Source organism: Flavobacterium hibernum (assembly GCF_000832125.1).
Classification (GTDB): domain Bacteria; phylum Bacteroidota; class Bacteroidia; order Flavobacteriales; family Flavobacteriaceae; genus Flavobacterium; species Flavobacterium hibernum.
The window spans coordinates 12,637-31,593 of sequence record NZ_JPRK01000011.1 but is presented as its reverse complement, the minus strand read 5'-3'; the positions used below and the strand labels follow the sequence as shown (position 1 = coordinate 31,593).

Here is an 18,957-nt window from a genome sequence, read left to right as displayed (position 1 = left end):
ATAATTTGAGTGAAAGTATCCGAAGTATTTCCGCAATCATCTTTTACAGTCCAAGTATTGGTGTAAGTTCCTGCATTTGAACAACCCGCAGAAGCTACAAACGCACCGCTTACTTTTACTTTTTTGTAGCCGATGGGAACAATGCTTGAGCAGAGGTTAAAGCTGCCGCATCGCTACATTCGATCGTTTTATTTAAAGAATCCACCACAGTAGACCAAGTTGGTTTAGTATTATCTTGTACAATGATTACCTGACTAACTGGAAGTGAAGTATTTCCACAAGCATCTACAGCAGTCCACGTTCTTGTTTTAGTATAGGCACCTGCGCAACCACCTGGCGTTATTGCATCTACATAAGATAAAGTAGGAGTAGTACCGCTATTGTCTGTTGCTGTTGCCTGAGCAAAAACAGGCTCCGCTGGACAATTAATTGTCGAAGCTTGAGGTAACGGATTTATTACAGGAACAACAGAATCTCCATCGATAATCGTTACAGATTTTGTTATTGAACATAAATTGTCATCTTTAACAGTAACTTCATATGTTCCAGCCTTAAGCCCTGTAGCTGTAACTCCGGTTTGAACAGGGGTTGTATTCCAAGAATAGGTATATGGATTTGTACCTCCTGATGGAATTACTGTTGCAGAACCTGTTGTTCCGCCACCGCAAGTTACATTAACTTGTGTTGTGGTTGCGCTTAAAGCTTCCTGTGGTTGACTAATTGTAACATTACATGTAGTTGTGTAATTCAATTTATCAGTAACAATAACAGTATGCGAACCAGCAATTAAAGCAATAGCAGTTGAGGTTGTTTCGCCATTATCCCATTTATATGTATAATCTCCGTTTCCACCAACAGCAATTACAGTAGCTTTACCGTTATTACCTCCATAACATTTTACGGCTGCGTCTTGAGATATACTGCAAGATAATACATTTGGTTCTGTAATTTGTACTGTACATTCTGTAGTACAACCGTTTGCATCTGTAACTTTTACACTATGTAATCCAGCGTTTAATGCTGTAGCTTTTTGTGTAGTTTCGGCATTATCCCATAAATAGGTATAGTTCGTAGTACCACCAATTACAGTTACAGTTGCTTCACCATTACTTAATCCGTTTGCGGTTACTGGTTTGTTTTGTACAACGGAACATGATAAAGCTGCTCCCGGTTGGGTAATGGTAACAGCAAGCGGAGCAGAAGAGCATCCATTTGAATCTTTTACAACTACAGTATACGTTCCGCTAGCAAGTCCAGTTCGGTTTTGAGGATCATTAGTTCCTGCCAAATCTGCCCAGTCATAAGTATAAGTACTAGTTCCACCAGACGGTGTTATATTAATAGCTCCAGTAGAGTTTCCAAAACATAATACATCAGTTTGAGAAGCTTTAGTTACTGTTATACCTGCTGCTGGTTCAGTAATAGTTATTTGTTTTGTATTACTACATCCTTTTCCATCAGTAACTGTTACCGTATATGTTCCCGCTCCTAAATTAGTTGCTGTAGCGCCAGTTTGAACTGGAGAAGTATTCCAAGAATATGTATAAGGCGTAGTTCCTCCAGACACAGTTACGGCCGCAGAACCTGTTGCCGTTCCTTTACATTTTACATCAACATGCGAGGCAGTTGTTTCAGTAATTACAATATTCGTTTGACTAACGACAACTGGTTTTATATCGTAACAACCAGATTGATCATTTTTACCTTTTATGTAGTAAGTGCCTACAGGCGAAACCGTTGGTGTTGTATAAGGAATTGTCGCTGCAGCATCTTTCCAGTAAGTGTAAGTTAATCCTGCAGTACTTCCGGCTGTAATTGCTGGTAAGGTTATATTAGCAGTTCCATTAAGGCATACAGAAGCGGGATTGGTAATCACTAAAGTATTTGTTGCAAAACTTTTGGCTTTTAAAAATACACCAGAATCCCATTTTTGATCAGATGCATCGGCAATCGCCATTTTTATTTTATAATTTTGTCCCGGTGTAACAGTATAAGTTGCGGTAAGCACAACAGTAGATCCATCATATTCCATTGTAGTAGATCCTAGGGGATTATTAATGTAATATGCATCATTTTTCGCTGCAAAAGGCACGCCATTTACAGTCGATCCTGCAGAGTGTATATTGTTTACAGTTACTGCATCTCCATTAGTTAATTTGGCTAAGTTTATAGCGTTGTTAGTGTATGTACTATTAATGCCAGGACCACTCAAAAAGAATCCAAAAGCATCATTGAAGGAGCTATTAACATATTCAAGATATTCTTCTGAAGCAAAAACAAATTTAAATTCGACTAAATTTCCATCAGGTACAAAATTAAATTCCAAAATTGAAGCATCATACATAGTTCTACCTGAAATTGCAGCTAAATCTGGATCACTTGCTTCATCAACCATTTCATCAGATCTATTGGTGTAAGTATTGGGCCCCATTGCAGAACTAATTTTTCCGGTAGATAAAAGAAGCCCCTCATCTATAGGAAATGTTGAACTACCTTTACTGTAATAACCCAATTGGCGATCACCCGCTATTTCAGACCAGTCGTGATTAACCCAAGTCCAAGAGTTAGCATTGTTTCGTCTATAATAACCAAAACGAACATTGTTAATGGTTAAACAGCCAGATGTTAGTATGTTACGAACTAAATCATCGGGAGTGTAATTATTGTAACCTGCAGCAGGATTAGCTACATCTATAGACCCTGCTACAGCAGCAAGAGCACTAATCCCAGCGCTTTTTGCTGTAGATTTTGATGTTACTCTAGTTGTCGTTAAAGTATTTCCTGCTCGAAAAGGTATTTCTTGTGCAGATATGGTCGAAGAAAAGAACACACATCCTAAAATCAAAATTAAAAGAGATTTTAAACTAATTTTAGAAAAGGCTTCTTGCTGAATGTTTTTTTGAAATGGGAAAATATACTTACAACATTCTATGAATTCCCCCACTTCTTTTAGAGTAGATTTAGTTCTCATATTTTAGGATTTTATTTTTGAAGTATTTATCTAATATTAACAGAATCAAAGTTATATAGTCTGTATAATTTTGATTTTTTTTGTCTATAACTAACCTAAAAACTCGTTGAAGTGTCTTTTTTTTGTTATATAAAGGTTAAAAAAAAGGTTTTATTTGTCATTTTTAACAAATAGGAAAAGGTCTAAATTTTGGTTTTTTGATCAAAAACGCAATTTTTAAATTACGCTAAATGATTAATTATCAATTATTTGGTTAATTTTTTATCAATATGAGTAATGTCGACAAAATGCACGGTTTACTAGATGAACGACACTTTCTGATTAAAGAAGAAAGTTTAGTTTTTTTAATTTTTAATGCTTTGGAACTTGTTTATTCTTGTTAAAATTTTTATAATATGTTAACAGAAATAAAAAAAGAAGAAGGTTTAAGATTTCTTTTGTAAATTAGAAGTTCAATTAAAATATTAACCTCTACGAAGTGGTTTGTAAATCTTTTACTTATGAAAAATTTAGTTTTAATACGTCATGCAAAATCAAGTTGGGAAGCTCCTTTGAAAGATTTCGACAGACCTTTAATGAAAAAAGGAATTTTAGATGCTCATGAAGTATCAGCAAATATTTCAAAGTTTCTTCCAAAAACATATATAATGTGGAGTAGTACAGCAGCCCGAGCCTTAGAAACGGCGCTTATTTTTGCTCAAAATATTTCATATCCTATTGAAAGTATCATTTTTAAAGACGACCTTTATACCTTTGATGATAAACAACTGGAAAAGGTTATTAAATCATGTGATAATAGTTTCGAAAGCGTTATTCTTTTTGGACATAACGAGGCTATTACAAATTTTGTTAATAAATTTGGTGATGTATTTATCGAAAACGTTCCAACCTCAGGTTTTGTATCCTTGCAATTCGACGCAGACAGTTGGGACACTATTAAAAAAGGTAAAACTCATAAAACAATTTTCCCCAAAGATTTAAAATAAATAAAGTGTACGAACAAAAATATATCGATAGAGAAAAAAGTTGGTTAGCGTTTAATGCAAGAGTGCTTCAGGAAGCCGCAGATAACACAGTTCCACTTTTAGACAGACTGCGTTTTGTTGGAATTTTTTCAAACAATTTAGATGAATTTTTTAGAGTTCGATATGCTGCAATTCGTAGATTAAGCCTATCCGGAATTTCGGGCGAAAAATATTTAGGCGGAGTTTCAGCCCATCAATTAATTAAGGACATTACCGAAATTGTAATTCAGCAACAGTCTGAAAGCTTGCGTATTCTGGGTAATATTGAAACTGAATTGGAAGCTGAAAATATCTTTGTTATAAACGAAGATCAAATCACAAAAGATCAGGAAAGTTATCTAAAAGACTTTTTTACTCAAAAGTTAAGTCCGGAATTAGTAACAATCATTTTGAATGATTTGGCCGAATTTCCTGTATTAAAAGATACTTTAGGATATTTAGCAGTTCGTTTAGAAATGAATACAAACAATGAAGTTCGTTACGCCGTTATCGAAATTCCAAAAACAATGAACAGGTTTGTCGTGTTACCATCTGATGATGAGAAACATTACGTAATTTTAATTGATGATGTCATTCGATATAATTTGAAAAATATTTTTAATATTTTCGATTATAAAAGTGTCTCAGCACATATGATTAAAATCACGCGTGATGCACAATTAGATATCGATAGCGATTTGAGCAAAAGTATGCTTGAAAAAATCGCAACCTCAGTAAAAGATCGAAGAATAGGAGAGCCTGTTCGTTTTATATATGATAATTTAATTGAAGAAGATACTTTAAGATTCTTTCTCGATAAAATGAAAATTGTTGAAATGGATAGTATAATTCCCGGCGGAAGATATCACAATCGTCGTGATTATATGAGTTTTCCAAATCTTGGAAGATATGATTTACTTTATAAGCCAAATGAGCCTCTACCAATTCCAGGTTTGAGTTTGGGCGGAAGTATTTTGGAAAAAATCAGTAAAAAAGATTATTTATTACACGCGCCATATCAGTCATTTTCATACCTAACAAAGTTTTTGCGTGAAGCAGCTTTAGATCCAAAAGTGAGCAGTATAAAAATCACCTTGTATCGACTGGCAAAAAATTCGCAAATTATTAGTTCATTGATTAATGCAGCTAAAAATGGAAAAAAAGTAACTGTTCAAATAGAACTTCAGGCACGTTTTGATGAAGCGACTAATATTTCGTATGCCGAGCAAATGCAAACCGAAGGAATCGATTTGATCTTTGGAATAAAAGGTTTAAAAGTGCACAGTAAAATATGTGTAATTGAAAGATTTGAAGAAGGAAAGGCACGTCGCTATGGATTTATTTCGACAGGAAACTTCAACGAATCAACAGCTAAAATTTATACAGATGTTACGTTGTTTACTTGCCATCAGGGAATTTTGAAAGACATATCTAAAATATTTGAATTCTTTGATATCAATTACCGAGTACACAGGTACAAGCATTTAATCGTGTCGCCGCATTACACGCGAACCAAATTTATAAAACTAATAGATCGTGAAATTTTACACGCTTTGGCAGGTAGAAAAACACACATAAAGTTAAAAATGAATAGTTTATCAGATTTTAAAATGATCGATAAATTATACGAAGCCAGTAATGCAGGAGTAAAAATTCAGCTTCAAGTAAGAGGAATTTGCTCGTTAATACCTGGAATTCCGGGAATGAGTGAAAATATAGAAGCCATAAGTATCGTTGATAATTATTTAGAACATTCAAGAGTTTATATTTTTGGAAATGCTGGTTTAACCGAAGTCTATATTTCATCGGCTGATTTTATGACCAGAAATCTTGACGGAAGAGTCGAAGTTACATGCCCAATTTATGATCTCGCAATAAAGAAAGAATTAATAGATAATTTCAACATAGCTTGGAAAGGAAATGTAAAAGTGAGATACCATTCCTATAAATTAGATAATAAATACAAACCTAGAAATCATCATGCCCCTTTTAGAGCACAGTTTGAAACCTATAAATATTATCAAAATAAAATTGAGGTAATCGACGAAGTTGTTCAAGGTACAAACTAATAAAAACTATAAAAATTAAAATCATAAGTGAGCATGATTAATATAAGGAAACTTGCAGCAATAGATATTGGTTCAAATGCCATGAGGCTTTTGATATCTAACGTTGTAGAACAAGATGGCAAAGAACCACAATTTAATAAGAGTTCGCTTGTTCGTGTGCCAATTCGTTTGGGACAAGATGCCTTTACAGTAGGAGAAATTTCAGAAGAAAATATAGATCGAATGGTAGATGCTATGAAAGCATTCCATCTTTTAATGAAAGTACATAAAGTCGAGCGTTATATGGCGTTTGCAACTTCGGCAATGCGCGAGGCATACAATTCAAAAGAAGTTGTGGCTTTGATAAAGAAAAAAGCCGATATTAAAATTGAAATTATTGACGGAAAAAAAGAAGCCGCTATTATTGCTTCTACAGATTTGCTTCATTTATTAAAAACAGACGAAACCTATCTTTTTGTAGATGTTGGTGGTGGAAGTACAGAGTTTACATTATTTTCTGATGGAAAATTGATTAATTCAAGATCCTTTAAAGCCGGAACAGTTCGTTTGTTAAATAATATGGTTCATGACGTAGTTTGGGATGAAATCGAAAAATGGATTAAAACCAATACTGCTGATTACGAAGAAGTAACATTAATTGGTTCTGGAGGAAATATCAATAAATTGTTTAAAATGTCCGGGAAACAACAGGAAAAACCGCTTTCGTACATTTATATCAATTCACAATATGCCTTTTTAAACTCATTGACATACGAACAAAGAATTGCTGAATTAGGACTGAATTCAGATCGTGCCGATGTAATTATTCATGCCACCAGAATTTATCTAAATGCAATGAAATGGAGTGGTGCTCGCCAAATTTATGTTCCTAAAATTGGACTTTCTGATGGAATCGTAAAAGCAATGTACTACGGAAAAATTTAAAATATTGCCACAGATTAAATGATTTTTACAGATTTTGGTTTAATAAAGAAATCTTTTTAAATCATTTAATCTGTGGCAAAAAAAAAACTCAACAACAATTAACTACATGAATAAAACTAGACTTGAGGCCTTTAGTGATGGTGTTTTGGCAATCATTATAACCATTATGATTTTGGAGATTAAAGTGCCTGAAGGACATGAGTTCGCAGATTTAAAACCACTTATTCCTAAATTTCTAAGTTATGTTTTGAGTTTTATTTACGTTGGAATTTACTGGAATAACCACCATTATTTAATTCATAGTATCAACAAAGTCAACGGAAAAATACTTTGGGCAAACCTTCATTTACTTTTTTGGTTGTCTTTAATTCCCGTTGCAACAGGTTGGATGGGAGAACACAATTTTGCAAAAGCCTCTATGGGTTTGTATGGATTTGTGTTGTTGCTGTGTTCAATAGCTTACTTTATATTACAGCGAATTATAATTCTTAATGAAGGTAAAAACTCCATAATTGCAAAAGCGATTGGTAAAGATGTAAAAGGAAATATGTCTTCCGTTTTATATATTGTTGGGATAGTTTTTTCATTTTACAACGAATGGATTTCTGGAGTTGCCTATTTTACCGTAGCTATGTTATGGCTTATTCCTGATAAAAGAATAGAAAGATTTTTTCCGTCAAAAGAATAATTCAGTTTTAAAATGAAATCTATTTTTCAATCCATTCAAAATTTATCGCAAGCAGAATTAGATCAGTTAGATGATTTAATTACTTTTAAAACACTTAAAAAAGGAGAATTATTATTGCTGGAAAATCAGATCAGTAATGAGATTTACTTTATCAAAAAAGGAATTTTACGGTCGTATTTTTTCAATCATCAAGCCGATGAAATCACGAATTGTTTTGCATTCGAAAACGAATTTATGGCTTCATTTTCCAGTTTTATAACACAAGAAGTTGCTCAGGAAAACATTCAGGCTTTGGTAGATACAGAATTGCAGGTCATAAGTCGGGAAAGTCTGGAGAAATTGTATAGTCAGGGAATTCATTGGCAGGAAATTGGTCGTAAATTAACGGAGATGGAATATGTGACGCTTCAAAAACGAATGATTTCTTTTCAGAAATTATCCGGAACACAACGTTACGAAGAACTTTACAAAAATCATCAAAAATACCTACAGCTAATTCCGCTTCAATATTTAGCGTCTTATTTAGGTGTTACACCAAGACACTTAAGCAGGATTCGCAAAGCAGTATTATAGGACATTTGTCTAGTAACAATTTTCATTGAAACACTAATTTTACTAAAAAGGAATCATATGAAAAAAATACTGATTATAAACGGACACCCAAATCCGTCAAGTTTTAATTTTGCAATCGCTGAGTCATATTTAAAAGGCGCAATTGCTTCTGGTGCAGAAGTAGACACAATTACAATTGCCGAGTTAAAATTTAATCCCAATTTACAGTTTGGTTATCAAAAACGCACGGAGTTAGAGCCAGACTTAGTTGAATCTTGGCAGAAAATCCAAAAAGCAGATCATTTAGTATGGATACATCCCGTTTGGTGGGGTGGACTTCCAGCAATTACAAAAGGATTTATAGATCGTTTGTTTTTACCGGGAATGACATTTCAGTATCGCGAAAATTCAGTTTGGTGGGATAAGCTTCTAAAAGGAAAAACAGCCCATATAATTACAACGATGGATCAACCAAGTTGGTATTACAGATTTTTTTATGGAAGACCAAGTGTCAATCAATTAAAAAAAACAACCTTAGAATTTTGTGGTGTAAAACCGGTAAAAGTAACTTATGTCGGAATTATTAAAACCGCTGATTCTTCTAAAAGAGAAAAATGGTTGCAAAAAGTCTATAATCTTGGACTAGGAAATAAGTAAAAAAAGGTGCCTAAAATTCGTATGCTTAAAAAACTAAGAAGTTAAATCCAATCCAAATGTAGTACGCAAAAGATCTATATTTGGGTTGATTTCCAACAGTCGATTGTATCGATCCTGATCGTTAAGACTACGTTTAATTTCGATAGTTTCATTAACATTAACCTCAATCGTAATATCGTGATTGTGTAAGTGTCCTTTTAAATGTCCTAAAAGTCCATGAATCTGACCTTCAAAATCAAGTTTAGAACCTTCGTTGGGTAATTCAAAAGTAATAATAGTGCCGCTTAAAGTAGGATCGTTAATTAATAATAACGATTGCATGATTTTATGTCCCTTATCGCCCAAACGTTGCGCATATTTATTCCATTGCACCAACATTTCAGTCTCTGTAAATTCTTCTGTAGGCATTACAGAAGTAGGCTTTACATAAGATTGATTGGCTGCTTCTAATTCTTTTTTCTTGCGAATACTGGATAAAGAAAAAGCCGAAACTTTAGGCTCGTTGCTAACTTCAGGTTGCGGAGCTACAGGAGTTTCTTGTTGTTTTGAAGTTTGAGTTGGGTTATTTGCAGTTTCTACTCTCGAAATTGGATTTTGTGCTTCGGTTTGAGCTTCAACTTGCGGCTTTGGATTTTGAACTTCAACTATAGAATAACTACCATTTTTATAATAAGTAGGGGGAATTATGAATTGCTCAACTTTTTTTTTTCTCCATCAAAGCTGATAGAGGCCAATTGCATCAAACATAATTCGACTAAAAGGCGTTGGTTTTGACTTAATTTATACTTTAAATCACAGTCGTTTGCAATATCAATTCCTTTTAGTAAAAAGTCCTGAGAACATTTTTGAGCCTGAACACCATACATTTGTTGTGCTTGTTCGCCCACTTCAAGTAAAGCGATTGTTGCAGGAGTTTTGCTTACCAATAAATCTCTAAAGTGAGAAGCAAGACCAGCAATAAAATGGTGACCATCAAATCCTTTTGCAAGAATATCGTTGTATGCTAATAAAAGATCCGGAATCTTATTTTCTAAAAGTAAATCAGTAATACTAATGTAAGTTTCGTAATCTAAAACGTTTAGATTTTCTGTTACAGCCTGACGTGTTAAGTTTGTTCCGCAGTACGAAACAACACGGTCAAAAATAGACAAAGCATCACGCATTGCACCATCAGCCTTTTGAGCGATAATGTGCAAAGCATCGTCTTCAAAATTGATTCCCTGACTTGTTGCAACTTCTGCCAAATGTTCTTTAGCATCTTTTACAGTAATTCTCTTGAAATCAAAAATCTGACAACGAGATAAAATCGTTGGAATAATTTTGTGTTTTTCCGTAGTTGCTAAAATAAAAATAGCATGTTTTGGCGGCTCTTCTAATGTTTTAAGGAAAGCATTAAAAGCTGCCGAAGACAACATATGAACCTCGTCAATAATATATACTTTGTATTGTCCGGTTTGAGGCGGGATTCGAACTTGGTCAATCAAGCTACGAATATCATCAACCGAGTTGTTTGAAGCAGCATCTAACTCAAAAACGTTAAAAGCAAAATCTTCATTAGGATCATCATATCCAGGCTGGTTTATTTTACGAGCCAGAATACGAGCGCAAGTTGTTTTACCAACTCCACGAGGTCCTGTGAATAAAAGGGCAGAAGCAAGATGATTACTATCAATAGCATTCAACAAAGTGTTGGTAATGGCTTTTTGCCCTACAACATCCTTAAAGGTTTGTGGGCGATACTTACGAGCCGATACTACAAATTGTTCCATATTCTATTTTATTCGATAGCAAATATAGTCCGAAAATTGCCAATTCACAAATCTGAAATTGATAAATCTTTAAGGGGATTTTGAGTGTTTTGAATGTGAGGAAGTAACGCGTTTTTTTAGTAAAGGTTCTTTTATAATTTTAGAATCTCGAATTTAATTTTAAGAGATTAAAAAATCTGAATCTAAATTTTTTGTAATAAAAAAGAACTATTTTTAACAGCAAAAACGCAAATTTACCTATAGAAAGACTAAATCGATTACTTCTTTTATACTTGGAGAATTTGATGAATTTTGCGAAAAAAAAAACAGAAGAGAATGAAAAGAATAATACTGATTGGTTTGTTATTGCTTAATGGTGTGGTTTTTAGTCAAAATAGTAAAGTTGATAAAAGATATCTTGTACCTCAAGAAATTGACTTTAAAGGTTGTGTAAAAAAAATCACCTTAAAAAACTTAAGTCTCGACAGAATGAGTGCAAAAAAGGATTCTGTAAAAACTATTTCAGAAGTTTTCTTTTCAAAAAATGGAAAGATCCAATTAGTAAAGCTTTACGAGAATGATATAAAGGATTCATGGAGAGATATAGAATTTGATGCGTTGGAAAGAATCAAGAATATATCCCAAAATAATGGGATTTTGAAACTCACTTTTGTAAATCAATATTTTAGTAGTAATTCTGAATTTCCAGATTCAACAAAAAGCAGTGCAAATGAGAACTATAGAGAAAAATATATAAATAGATTCACTAATAATTTAGTAACGAAGCAAGAACATTATGTAAATGACACTTTGCAAGATTACAGGCTTTATAAATACAATAAAGAGAATCAGTTGATTGAAGATTTATATAATAATCCAGAAAATGATAGTGATGAAACATTAATTACAAGTGATTCGAAAGATGGATATAAATTATCATTTTATCCAGAAAGACAAACGCTGTATGAATATAAAAAAGATAAGGATACTACAATAGTCACAAAAATAAGTCCAAAGTACTCTCGCAGAGAAGTTACAAAAAGAGTAAAAAATAAAAATTTTGAAGTGAAAATTGTTGAAAATTATGAAAAGGACTTTTTAGAGAGAAAGGAAATTAATTGGACTTCAAAAGATTCTTTGTCCACTCGTGTTTACGTATACAAGGGTAATAAAGAAGTAAGGGATTATTATTTTAGTTTTCAAAATCCTAAAAAGATAGTGTATAAATCAAAAAGTAATTCTTATAATAATGAACAAGAAGAAGAAAAGATTACTGTTTATAATTTTGATATAGTGTATGATAAATTTAAAAATTGGATTAAAAAGACACGCTCAAAAGAAGGTAAAATTGAAAGTATTATAGAAAGGAAAATTGATTATTATTGTCACTAAACTAAAGCTAAATTCATCCATTTCCGGAAGTGATTTCTTAAACCAAAATAAATTCCATGCAGCAATTCAATTTCAAAAATAACATACTAAACCTAAAAGTCAAAAAATCACCATTAGCAATCAGAATTATAATGTTCTTTTTTGCTTTTGCATCTTTTATTTTACCAGTTTTTGGTACTATTTGGGGTTTAGTATTAGGTGGCGGATTAGAAATTGGTTATTTTATTGGTATAGGATTGTTTTCTATTATGGGCTTTTATCTTCTTAGAGTTGCTTTATGGAATACATATGGCGAAGAAACTATAGAAATTTTAGAAAATAAAATCATTTACGAAGCTAATTACGGTTGGTTTAAAGACGGAAAAAAAGAAATAGCGATTTCGGTTCCAAGTTATTCTTTTAAATCAGTAGGATATGAAGAAGACAATGAAGGAGTTTTAGTGATTAGTTCTGAAAACACTCAAATAGAATCTATAGTAAAAATGCCAATAGAGCAAATAGAAGCATTGCTGTTTGTTTTAGAACCAGTTAAAATTTAAGAGGAGAATAAACATCCATAATTAAAAATAGTAAAAGTCTTGAACAGTAAAATTCAAGACTTTTTTTATATACTGATTTTAAGAAATTAATAAGAATCTAAATTGTAAGATTGTTTTTTAAATATCTGTTATTTAATTTGTTAACTTAGAGGATTCATTAATTTTAAAAACTATCACTATGAAAATTAAATCGATTTTATTGGGATTAAGCCTAGCTTTATCTTTAGTAGCTTGTGGTCCTAAAGATGCAGACATTCAAAAAGAGATTGCAGCAAAAATGAGTGCTTTGCCAGGTGTAGAAGTTACTGTAAAAGATGGAGTTGCAACTATTTCTGGGATTTGCAAGGATGCTACTTTTAAAGAAAATGCCGAAACTATTATTAAAGGAATTAAAGGAGTGAAATCTGTTGTGAATAATTGCGAAATTGCTGCGCCTGAGCCAGTGATAGAAACTGCACCAGTCGAAATTAATTCAGATAGTGTTTTAAGTAATTCAGTAAATGAAGTTGTAAAAACGTACAGCGGTGTAAGTGCCACAGTTAAAGATGGTGTTGTAACACTTACAGGAGATATCAAAAAAGCGCAATTGCCCAACTTGATAAAAAGCGTACAGGAATTGAAGCCTAAAAAAGTTGAAAATAAGCTAACCATTAAATAAAAAAAGTCATGAGTTTACTAGATAAATATAGAGAGTTAACAGATTTGGCTACCAATTTGGGTGTAGCTAATTTGCAAGTAAGAGAGCAGGATAATGTGTTGTATATTGATGGAACAGCAAAATCTGCAGAGGATAAAGAAAAAATTTGGAGTGCCTACGGAAAACTTGACCCAGATTTTAGATCCGCAGATGCAGTAATTAATATTGCTGTTGCCGAAGGGAAAACTACAGATTATACCGTTGCAAGTGGTGATTCGTTATCTAAAATTGGCAAAGCACACGGAGTTTCATGGGAAGCTATTTTTGAAGCCAACAGAGATATCATTAAAAATCCTGATTTGATTCAGGCAGGATGGAAGTTAAAAATACCAACAGCATAATTTTTTTGTTTTTTTTTAGAAAGTCCGTCATTTTATGATGGACTTTTTTTGTGGTTTATTGGTTTGAGATGGTACGCGGATGACATAGATTCGCTAAGGCGAAAACACGGACTGAAGCAGATTTTTTTCTCGCTATTGTTTGTTTTATCTAATAATAAGCCAGGATTATTTAAGCTTAGCTTATAGGCAGAAAGTATACTCTCATTTTTGTCATCCCGAGGAACGAGGGATCTTGAAAGTAACTCGACATAGTTTTGTCAGGCTGAGCGTCCCGAGAATTTGGGAGAAGCTCATGTGTCAATTGGAATGCCCTTCTCCCGAATTCTCGGGACGCTCAGGGTGACAAGCAAAATCTGTATATTTACAATGAGTTAATTGGTTTATGTATGTCAGGCTGAGCGAAGTCGAAGCCCACGTGTCAATTGAAAAGCCCTTCGACTTCGCTCAGTGTGGCATCACCTGAGGATAAGGGAAAGTAGCAGGAATAGCTCCTAAAAAAATCACCTTCCTTTTATGCTCAAATCACTTAAAAACTTTTCAGTCTCCTGATCTGAGTCGGCGGAGAAACCTGATACATAAACACCTTTTTTACCTGTTGTTGATTTAATTCCGTATACAACTGCCTCATCGCCCGGGTCTGAATTACCCTCGTATCGATACACATGAACAATTTCAAATTTCGCAGGATTTTTTTTTATCATGTCTGAGTTTAAATTAAAATCAAACGTAAATCCTTTTTCATTCAATTGATCTAAAGCTTTTGAAACAGTTGCGTAGTGATACATTCTAATCATGATAATTGAATTTTAAAATTATGGATTTTAAAGATAACCAATTTAAAATTAAATCGTTACGAAAACAGCTTGAAAATCTAAAATTTAAAATGATTATTCTTAGTGTATAAATCGCTACTTTTGCCACGCAGACCGCCTTATCGTCGTCCCGATTCGTTGGGAGGGAGGAAAGTCCGGACACCACAGAGAAGCATAGCGGGTAACACCCGTCGGCGTTAGAAATAGCGCAAGGACAAGTGCAACAGAAAGTATGTACAGGTAATGCTGTAGTGAAACCAGGTAAACTCTATGCGGTGAAATACCAAGTATATCAGCATTTAAGGGCTTCTCGTCCGTTGTTGAAGGGTAGGTAGCTCGAGCTTATGAGTAATTATAAGCCTAGATAAATGATAAGGCTTTGATTTATCAGAGACAGAATCCGGCTTATAGGTCTGCATTTTTTTCTTTCTTTTCTTCAAACTAATTCTATAGACTTTTTTGATTTGTATCTTTGTGACTTAGCGCCTTTATGGCATTTTATTAAGTTATTATGAAAATAAGAATCGGAATTTTAGGACTCGGTGGAGTAGGCGGTTATTTTGGTGGACTTTTAGCCAAAGCATATTACAAGTCTGATGATGTCGAAATTATTTTTATCGCTCGTGGCGCAACTCAAAACGCAATTGCCGATAGCGGATTGAAAATCGTTACTGACGATACGGAAATGATTGTACATCCAAAATTAGTTTCAAATAATCCAGATGAAATAGGTGTTCTGGATTATTTAATTTGCGCCACTAAAAGCTACGATATTGAAGAAAGTTTAACTTCCCTGAAAAAGTGTATTACACCACAAACGGTAATACTTCCATTGTACAATGGTGTAGATGCTCCGGAACGTATTCAGAAAATTTTCCCGCAGAATGATGTTTTACTAGGTTGTGTTTATATTATTTCGATGATTACTTTACCGGGGACGATTAGAAAAATAGGTTTTTACGAAAAACTATTTTTCGGTTCAAAAACTGCCTCAGTTTCAAAATTAAATGAAGTGCAGCATATCTTTAAAAATGCTAAAATAGAAAGCTATTTGGTCGAAAACATTGAAGAAACCGTTTGGGAAAAATTCATTTTTATATCAGCTCTAGCTTCAACAACTTCTTATTTAAATCAGAATATTGGTGAAGTTTTAAGTATTGCAGAGTCAAAAGAATTATATGTACAATTGCTGAATGAAATTGATGCTGTAGCAAAAGCAAAAGGCTTAAAATTACCCAAAGAGATAGTGGGACAAACCATAATTAAATTAGAAAAATCACCTCAAGAGGCGACTTCATCAATGCACAGAGATTTATTGGCGGGCAAAAATACAGAAGCAATTTCATTGACTAAATTTGTAGTAAATGAAGGAATTAAATACAATGTAAAAACTCCTTTTTATGATAAAATTGCAAATGTATTATTGCCATAAATTTTAGGATTCATCTTTTGTAGCACGGACTAAACTTATTCCGGACATAAAAAAAACAATACCAAGTATACCAAAAATAATTAATGATTTAATATCTCGTGTTTCGCCAGATGTTCCTGCAAATATAACTGCAGTGTAGATTAATCCAACTATTCCAAGAATAGTAAGTAATCCTCCGAAAAATCTTTTTAAGTTCATGATTTTAGTTTTAAAGGTTGATAACAAATGTATTATGTTATTAATCTAAAGTGTTATACAATTGATTTTAAAACTTATATCATTCACAGTGTGTATTTGCTAGTAAGAATTTACTTTTTATAAGAAGCTTGAAGGTTTTGTTTTTTATGTAAGAAAATATTTTTATTTTCTATTGGTTTGTATTGTTAAAATCTTATTTTTGATGCAACTAATTTAAAACCAAATATGAAAAAAAATTACCTGTTTTTATTATTATCCGTTCTTTTTATTAATGCAGTCGACGCGCAGGATAGTGCTCCAACAACTGTCGAAAAAAATCAATTTAAGCTTAATTTATTTGTACCTGGTTTTGTGTATGAACATGGTTTTGATGCAAAAAACACGCTGCATTCTGAAGCAAGATTAGGTTTAGGATTTTCGGCAAACTCAAATAGTTCAAATTTTGCTATTTTTCCAAATATCGATGAGCAATTTCGTCATTATTACAATCTGGAAAAAAGAGCAAATAAAGGAAAGAGAACCGCTCGTAATTCAGGAAATTTTCTAGCCTTAAATGCCAATTACAATTTTGAGTCTATTTCGACAAATGTTGATTATAGAGAAGCAGTTCCTTCGTTTACTGTTGCAGCACTTTGGGGATTACAACGTACTTACAAAGGCCGATTTAATCTTGAGTTTAATGCAGGACCGGGAGTTAATTTTGATAAATATGATACTGAATTTGTTGCTGTAGTTAACTTTAGTATAGGTTGGGTTATTGGGAAATAATTAAAATATAATAAACAGAAAAACCTTGATTCGTCAAGGTTTTTCTATTTTAAATTCTAAACCAATATTTCGAACACTTTCAATACTAATTTTTGGATCAGAATTGAAATATTTTCTTAATCTACTGATAAAAACATCCATGCTACGTCCTGAGAAATAATCGTCTTTTTTCCAAACCGACATTAAAATTTGTTCCCTCTTTAATAACTGGTTATGGTTTAGATACAAATACTCAATAAGAGTAGCTTCTTTCTCTGTGAGCTGTTGAACATGATTTTTATTATTGAGCGTTAAACGTTCGTTGTCAAAAATATACGAACCAATTTCAATAGTATTAACTCCGTCTAAAGTTCTCTTTTGTTCGATTCTCTTCAATATATTCTGCAAACGCAAAATAAGTTCGTCGACTTCAAAAGGTTTTGCGATATAGTCGTCTGCGCCTAGTTTCAGTCCAATGATTTTGTCTTCTTTTAACTTTCTAGCGGTTAAAAAAATGAATGGAATTTCGGGATTGATTGTAATTATTTTTTCTGCCAAAGAAAACCCGTCCAATTTGGGCATCATTACATCAAGAATGCAAATATCAAAAGTTTGATTTTTAAAATAGTCTAAAGCTATTTCGCCATTTTCTGCCCATGTTACTTCGAATTGATGCAGTTCTAAATATTGTTTTAAAATTGCAGCAAAATCAAAATCGTCTTCGGCTAAAAGTAATTTTTTCAAAATAAGGTAATTAAACTTTTAATAAAATAGTAAACTGAGTTCCTTTTCCTAAATCGCTCATAACAGCAATAGAACCCTGATGTGCTTTTATAATTTGATCAACATAATAAAGTCCTAAACCAAGTCCTTTTGTATTGTGAAGATTGCCTTGTTCTACACGATAAAACTTCTCAAAAAGCAGCGGTTGTTTGTTTTTTGATATGCCAATTCCGTCATCTTCAATGCTTATTGAGAATTGATTTTGAACGAGCTTCGTTTTTAGAATAATGGTATTAGAACCATATTTTACGGCATTTTCGAGTACATTTAAAAGCGCAGTTGTCAAATGAAATTTATCTAAAACAAGATTTGTTTTATCAGTTTGAAAATCAGTTATAATATTGATTTTTGGATACGTAAGTTTAAAATCATCTATAATAGATCGTAGAAAATCTTCGGTTTCTATTTGTTCTTTTTGCAATTCGATTTGGTTTTCGGTCAATGAATTTGCCATTACCTGATCGATTAAATTTTGCAAACGATTGTTCTGACGTGAAATGGTATTGACAATAGCATTAAAACTTTCGTCATTATCTCGCACATCTTTTTTCTCCAGAATTTTAGTCGAAATGCCCAAAGTAGCCAAAGGCGTTTTGAGTTCGTGCGTAATGTTATTAATAAAATCAGTCTTAACATCGCTTACCTTTTTTTGTTTGATTAAGGCTTTTAATGCAATCACAAACAAAGTTATAAGTGTCAAAATAGAAAGAAGCGAGAGAATTAAAATAAACGTCATTCGTCTTAAAATAATCGTTTCCCAGTCAATTACAGAAACATACATCGAGTCTTCGGTCAATAATTGATAATCCTCATTATTATAAGTCCCGTTCGTGGTTCCCACATAATTTCGAACCAGAAAAGCATGATTTAAAGAAGCCAGATTTCCGTAAAGTTTATTTTTGATAAAAGGCTTTTCAGAGAAAATAGTATCCGCTTTTTTCGTGTTTTGAAACAGAATAAATTTGTTGAGAACAATAGCAAAATCAATTTTAAGATTGGGCAACTCTCTTTCAAACTTGCGCTGAATTTTTTGAGTTAATGCATCTTGATATTCATTATATAAAATACCAGTTTTAATATCAATTTTGCTCTTTTTTCCCTGAATGTAATTTTCAGATAATTGTTTGTAAAGCGCTTCCTTTCTTGAAACAAGTACCGAATCGATATCACTGTAATTGTTAGATATATTGGCGATTTCGTTTTTTATTTCGGTATGAAACTGGGCAACTTTATAATCGTAAGTAGTTTTTACTAAATAGCATTGCACCAACGACAAAACGATCAGAGCAACTACTGATAATGCGATTAATAAATTGATTCTTTGTTTCATCGTTACTTTAAAATTATGGCACGCGGATAACGCGGATTAGATAGGTTTACACCGATATTTTTTTTTACTAAAC

19 protein-coding genes and 1 other RNA gene are annotated in these 18,957 nt (G+C 32.8%); 13 read left to right on the top strand and 7 right to left on the bottom strand.

Features of this window, described 5'->3' with window-relative positions; genetic code table 11:
* Positions 1-115 precede the first annotated feature (115 nt).
* The gene (locus tag IW18_RS13020; RefSeq protein WP_041518320.1) at positions 116-2,971 is read right to left on the bottom strand and encodes a choice-of-anchor L domain-containing protein; all 2,856 of its coding nucleotides are present in this window, start codon (positions 2,969-2,971) and stop codon (positions 116-118) included.
* 500 nt (positions 2,972-3,471) lie between these two features.
* Here IW18_RS13020 and IW18_RS13015 point away from each other — a divergent pair, with 500 nt between their 5' ends.
* The 6 genes from IW18_RS13015 (at position 3,472) to IW18_RS12990 (ending at position 8,865) form a co-directional block, all read left to right on the top strand.
* Positions 3,472-3,957 (top strand): SixA phosphatase family protein, encoded by a 486-nt coding sequence (locus IW18_RS13015; protein WP_041518319.1) that lies wholly within the window; start codon positions 3,472-3,474, stop codon positions 3,955-3,957.
* Positions 3,958-3,962: 5 nt separating this feature from the next.
* A complete protein-coding gene (gene ppk1, locus IW18_RS13010; RefSeq protein ID WP_041518318.1) occupies positions 3,963-6,044 on the top strand; it encodes a polyphosphate kinase 1 in 2,082 nt (693 codons plus the stop codon).
* A 33-nt stretch (positions 6,045-6,077) separates the two neighbouring features.
* A complete protein-coding gene (locus tag IW18_RS13005) occupies positions 6,078-6,968 on the top strand; it encodes a Ppx/GppA phosphatase family protein (protein ID WP_041518317.1) in 891 nt (296 codons plus the stop codon).
* A gap of 106 nt (positions 6,969-7,074) precedes the next feature.
* On the top strand, positions 7,075-7,656 hold the full coding sequence (locus tag IW18_RS13000; RefSeq protein WP_041518316.1) for a TMEM175 family protein: 582 nt from the start codon (positions 7,075-7,077) through the stop codon (positions 7,654-7,656).
* A gap of 12 nt (positions 7,657-7,668) precedes the next feature.
* Entirely contained in the window at positions 7,669-8,229 is a 561-nt protein-coding gene (locus IW18_RS12995; protein WP_041518315.1) for a Crp/Fnr family transcriptional regulator, read from the top strand.
* A 57-nt stretch (positions 8,230-8,286) separates the two neighbouring features.
* Complete coding sequence (locus IW18_RS12990) at positions 8,287-8,865, top strand: NAD(P)H-dependent oxidoreductase (protein WP_041518314.1); 579 nt, start codon at positions 8,287-8,289, stop codon at positions 8,863-8,865.
* A gap of 33 nt (positions 8,866-8,898) precedes the next feature.
* Here the strand turns inward: IW18_RS12990 and IW18_RS12985 are convergent, their stop codons facing one another.
* Together IW18_RS12985 and dnaX are read right to left on the bottom strand one after the other, a co-directional pair.
* Positions 8,899-9,273, bottom strand: a complete 375-nt coding sequence (locus IW18_RS12985; protein WP_240475561.1) for a DNA polymerase III — start codon at positions 9,271-9,273, stop codon at positions 8,899-8,901.
* Positions 9,274-9,548: 275 nt separating this feature from the next.
* Positions 9,549-10,634 (bottom strand): DNA polymerase III subunit gamma/tau, encoded by a 1,086-nt coding sequence (gene dnaX / locus IW18_RS12980; protein ID WP_041518313.1) that lies wholly within the window; start codon positions 10,632-10,634, stop codon positions 9,549-9,551.
* Positions 10,635-10,949: 315 nt separating this feature from the next.
* Here dnaX and IW18_RS12975 point away from each other — a divergent pair, with 315 nt between their 5' ends.
* The 4 genes from IW18_RS12975 (at position 10,950) to IW18_RS12960 (ending at position 13,582) form a co-directional block, all read left to right on the top strand.
* Positions 10,950-12,005 carry a hypothetical protein gene (locus IW18_RS12975; RefSeq protein ID WP_041518312.1) on the top strand — a complete coding sequence of 352 codons (1,056 nt, stop codon included), beginning with the start codon at positions 10,950-10,952 and terminating at the stop codon, positions 12,003-12,005.
* Positions 12,006-12,061: 56 nt separating this feature from the next.
* On the top strand, positions 12,062-12,544 hold the full coding sequence (locus IW18_RS12970; protein WP_123902495.1) for a hypothetical protein: 483 nt from the start codon (positions 12,062-12,064) through the stop codon (positions 12,542-12,544).
* Positions 12,545-12,722: 178 nt separating this feature from the next.
* The gene (locus IW18_RS12965) at positions 12,723-13,202 is read left to right on the top strand and encodes a BON domain-containing protein (RefSeq protein WP_041518310.1); all 480 of its coding nucleotides are present in this window, start codon (positions 12,723-12,725) and stop codon (positions 13,200-13,202) included.
* A gap of 8 nt (positions 13,203-13,210) precedes the next feature.
* The gene (locus tag IW18_RS12960) at positions 13,211-13,582 is read left to right on the top strand and encodes a LysM peptidoglycan-binding domain-containing protein (RefSeq protein ID WP_041518309.1); all 372 of its coding nucleotides are present in this window, start codon (positions 13,211-13,213) and stop codon (positions 13,580-13,582) included.
* A 500-nt stretch (positions 13,583-14,082) separates the two neighbouring features.
* Here the strand turns inward: IW18_RS12960 and IW18_RS12955 are convergent, their stop codons facing one another.
* On the bottom strand, positions 14,083-14,376 hold the full coding sequence (locus tag IW18_RS12955) for a hypothetical protein (RefSeq protein ID WP_041518308.1): 294 nt from the start codon (positions 14,374-14,376) through the stop codon (positions 14,083-14,085).
* A gap of 124 nt (positions 14,377-14,500) precedes the next feature.
* Here IW18_RS12955 and rnpB point away from each other — a divergent pair.
* Positions 14,501-14,818: RNase P RNA component class A (gene rnpB, locus IW18_RS22705), an RNA gene on the top strand.
* An 87-nt stretch (positions 14,819-14,905) separates the two neighbouring features.
* Positions 14,906-15,826 carry a ketopantoate reductase family protein gene (locus IW18_RS12950; RefSeq protein ID WP_052480164.1) on the top strand — a complete coding sequence of 307 codons (921 nt, stop codon included), beginning with the start codon at positions 14,906-14,908 and terminating at the stop codon, positions 15,824-15,826.
* A 3-nt stretch (positions 15,827-15,829) separates the two neighbouring features.
* On the opposite strand, the gene IW18_RS12945 is transcribed toward IW18_RS12950, so the two are convergent.
* Complete coding sequence (locus tag IW18_RS12945; protein ID WP_041518307.1) at positions 15,830-16,024, bottom strand: hypothetical protein; 195 nt, start codon at positions 16,022-16,024, stop codon at positions 15,830-15,832.
* 225 nt (positions 16,025-16,249) lie between these two features.
* Here IW18_RS12945 and IW18_RS12940 point away from each other — a divergent pair, with 225 nt between their 5' ends.
* The gene (locus IW18_RS12940) at positions 16,250-16,792 is read left to right on the top strand and encodes a DUF3575 domain-containing protein (protein WP_041518306.1); all 543 of its coding nucleotides are present in this window, start codon (positions 16,250-16,252) and stop codon (positions 16,790-16,792) included.
* Positions 16,793-16,825: 33 nt separating this feature from the next.
* On the opposite strand, the gene IW18_RS12935 is transcribed toward IW18_RS12940, so the two are convergent.
* Entirely contained in the window at positions 16,826-17,515 is a 690-nt protein-coding gene (locus IW18_RS12935) for a response regulator transcription factor (RefSeq protein ID WP_041518305.1), read from the bottom strand.
* 10 nt (positions 17,516-17,525) lie between these two features.
* Positions 17,526-18,884 carry a sensor histidine kinase gene (locus IW18_RS12930; RefSeq protein WP_041518304.1) on the bottom strand — a complete coding sequence of 453 codons (1,359 nt, stop codon included), beginning with the start codon at positions 18,882-18,884 and terminating at the stop codon, positions 17,526-17,528.
* Positions 18,885-18,957 lie beyond the last annotated feature (73 nt).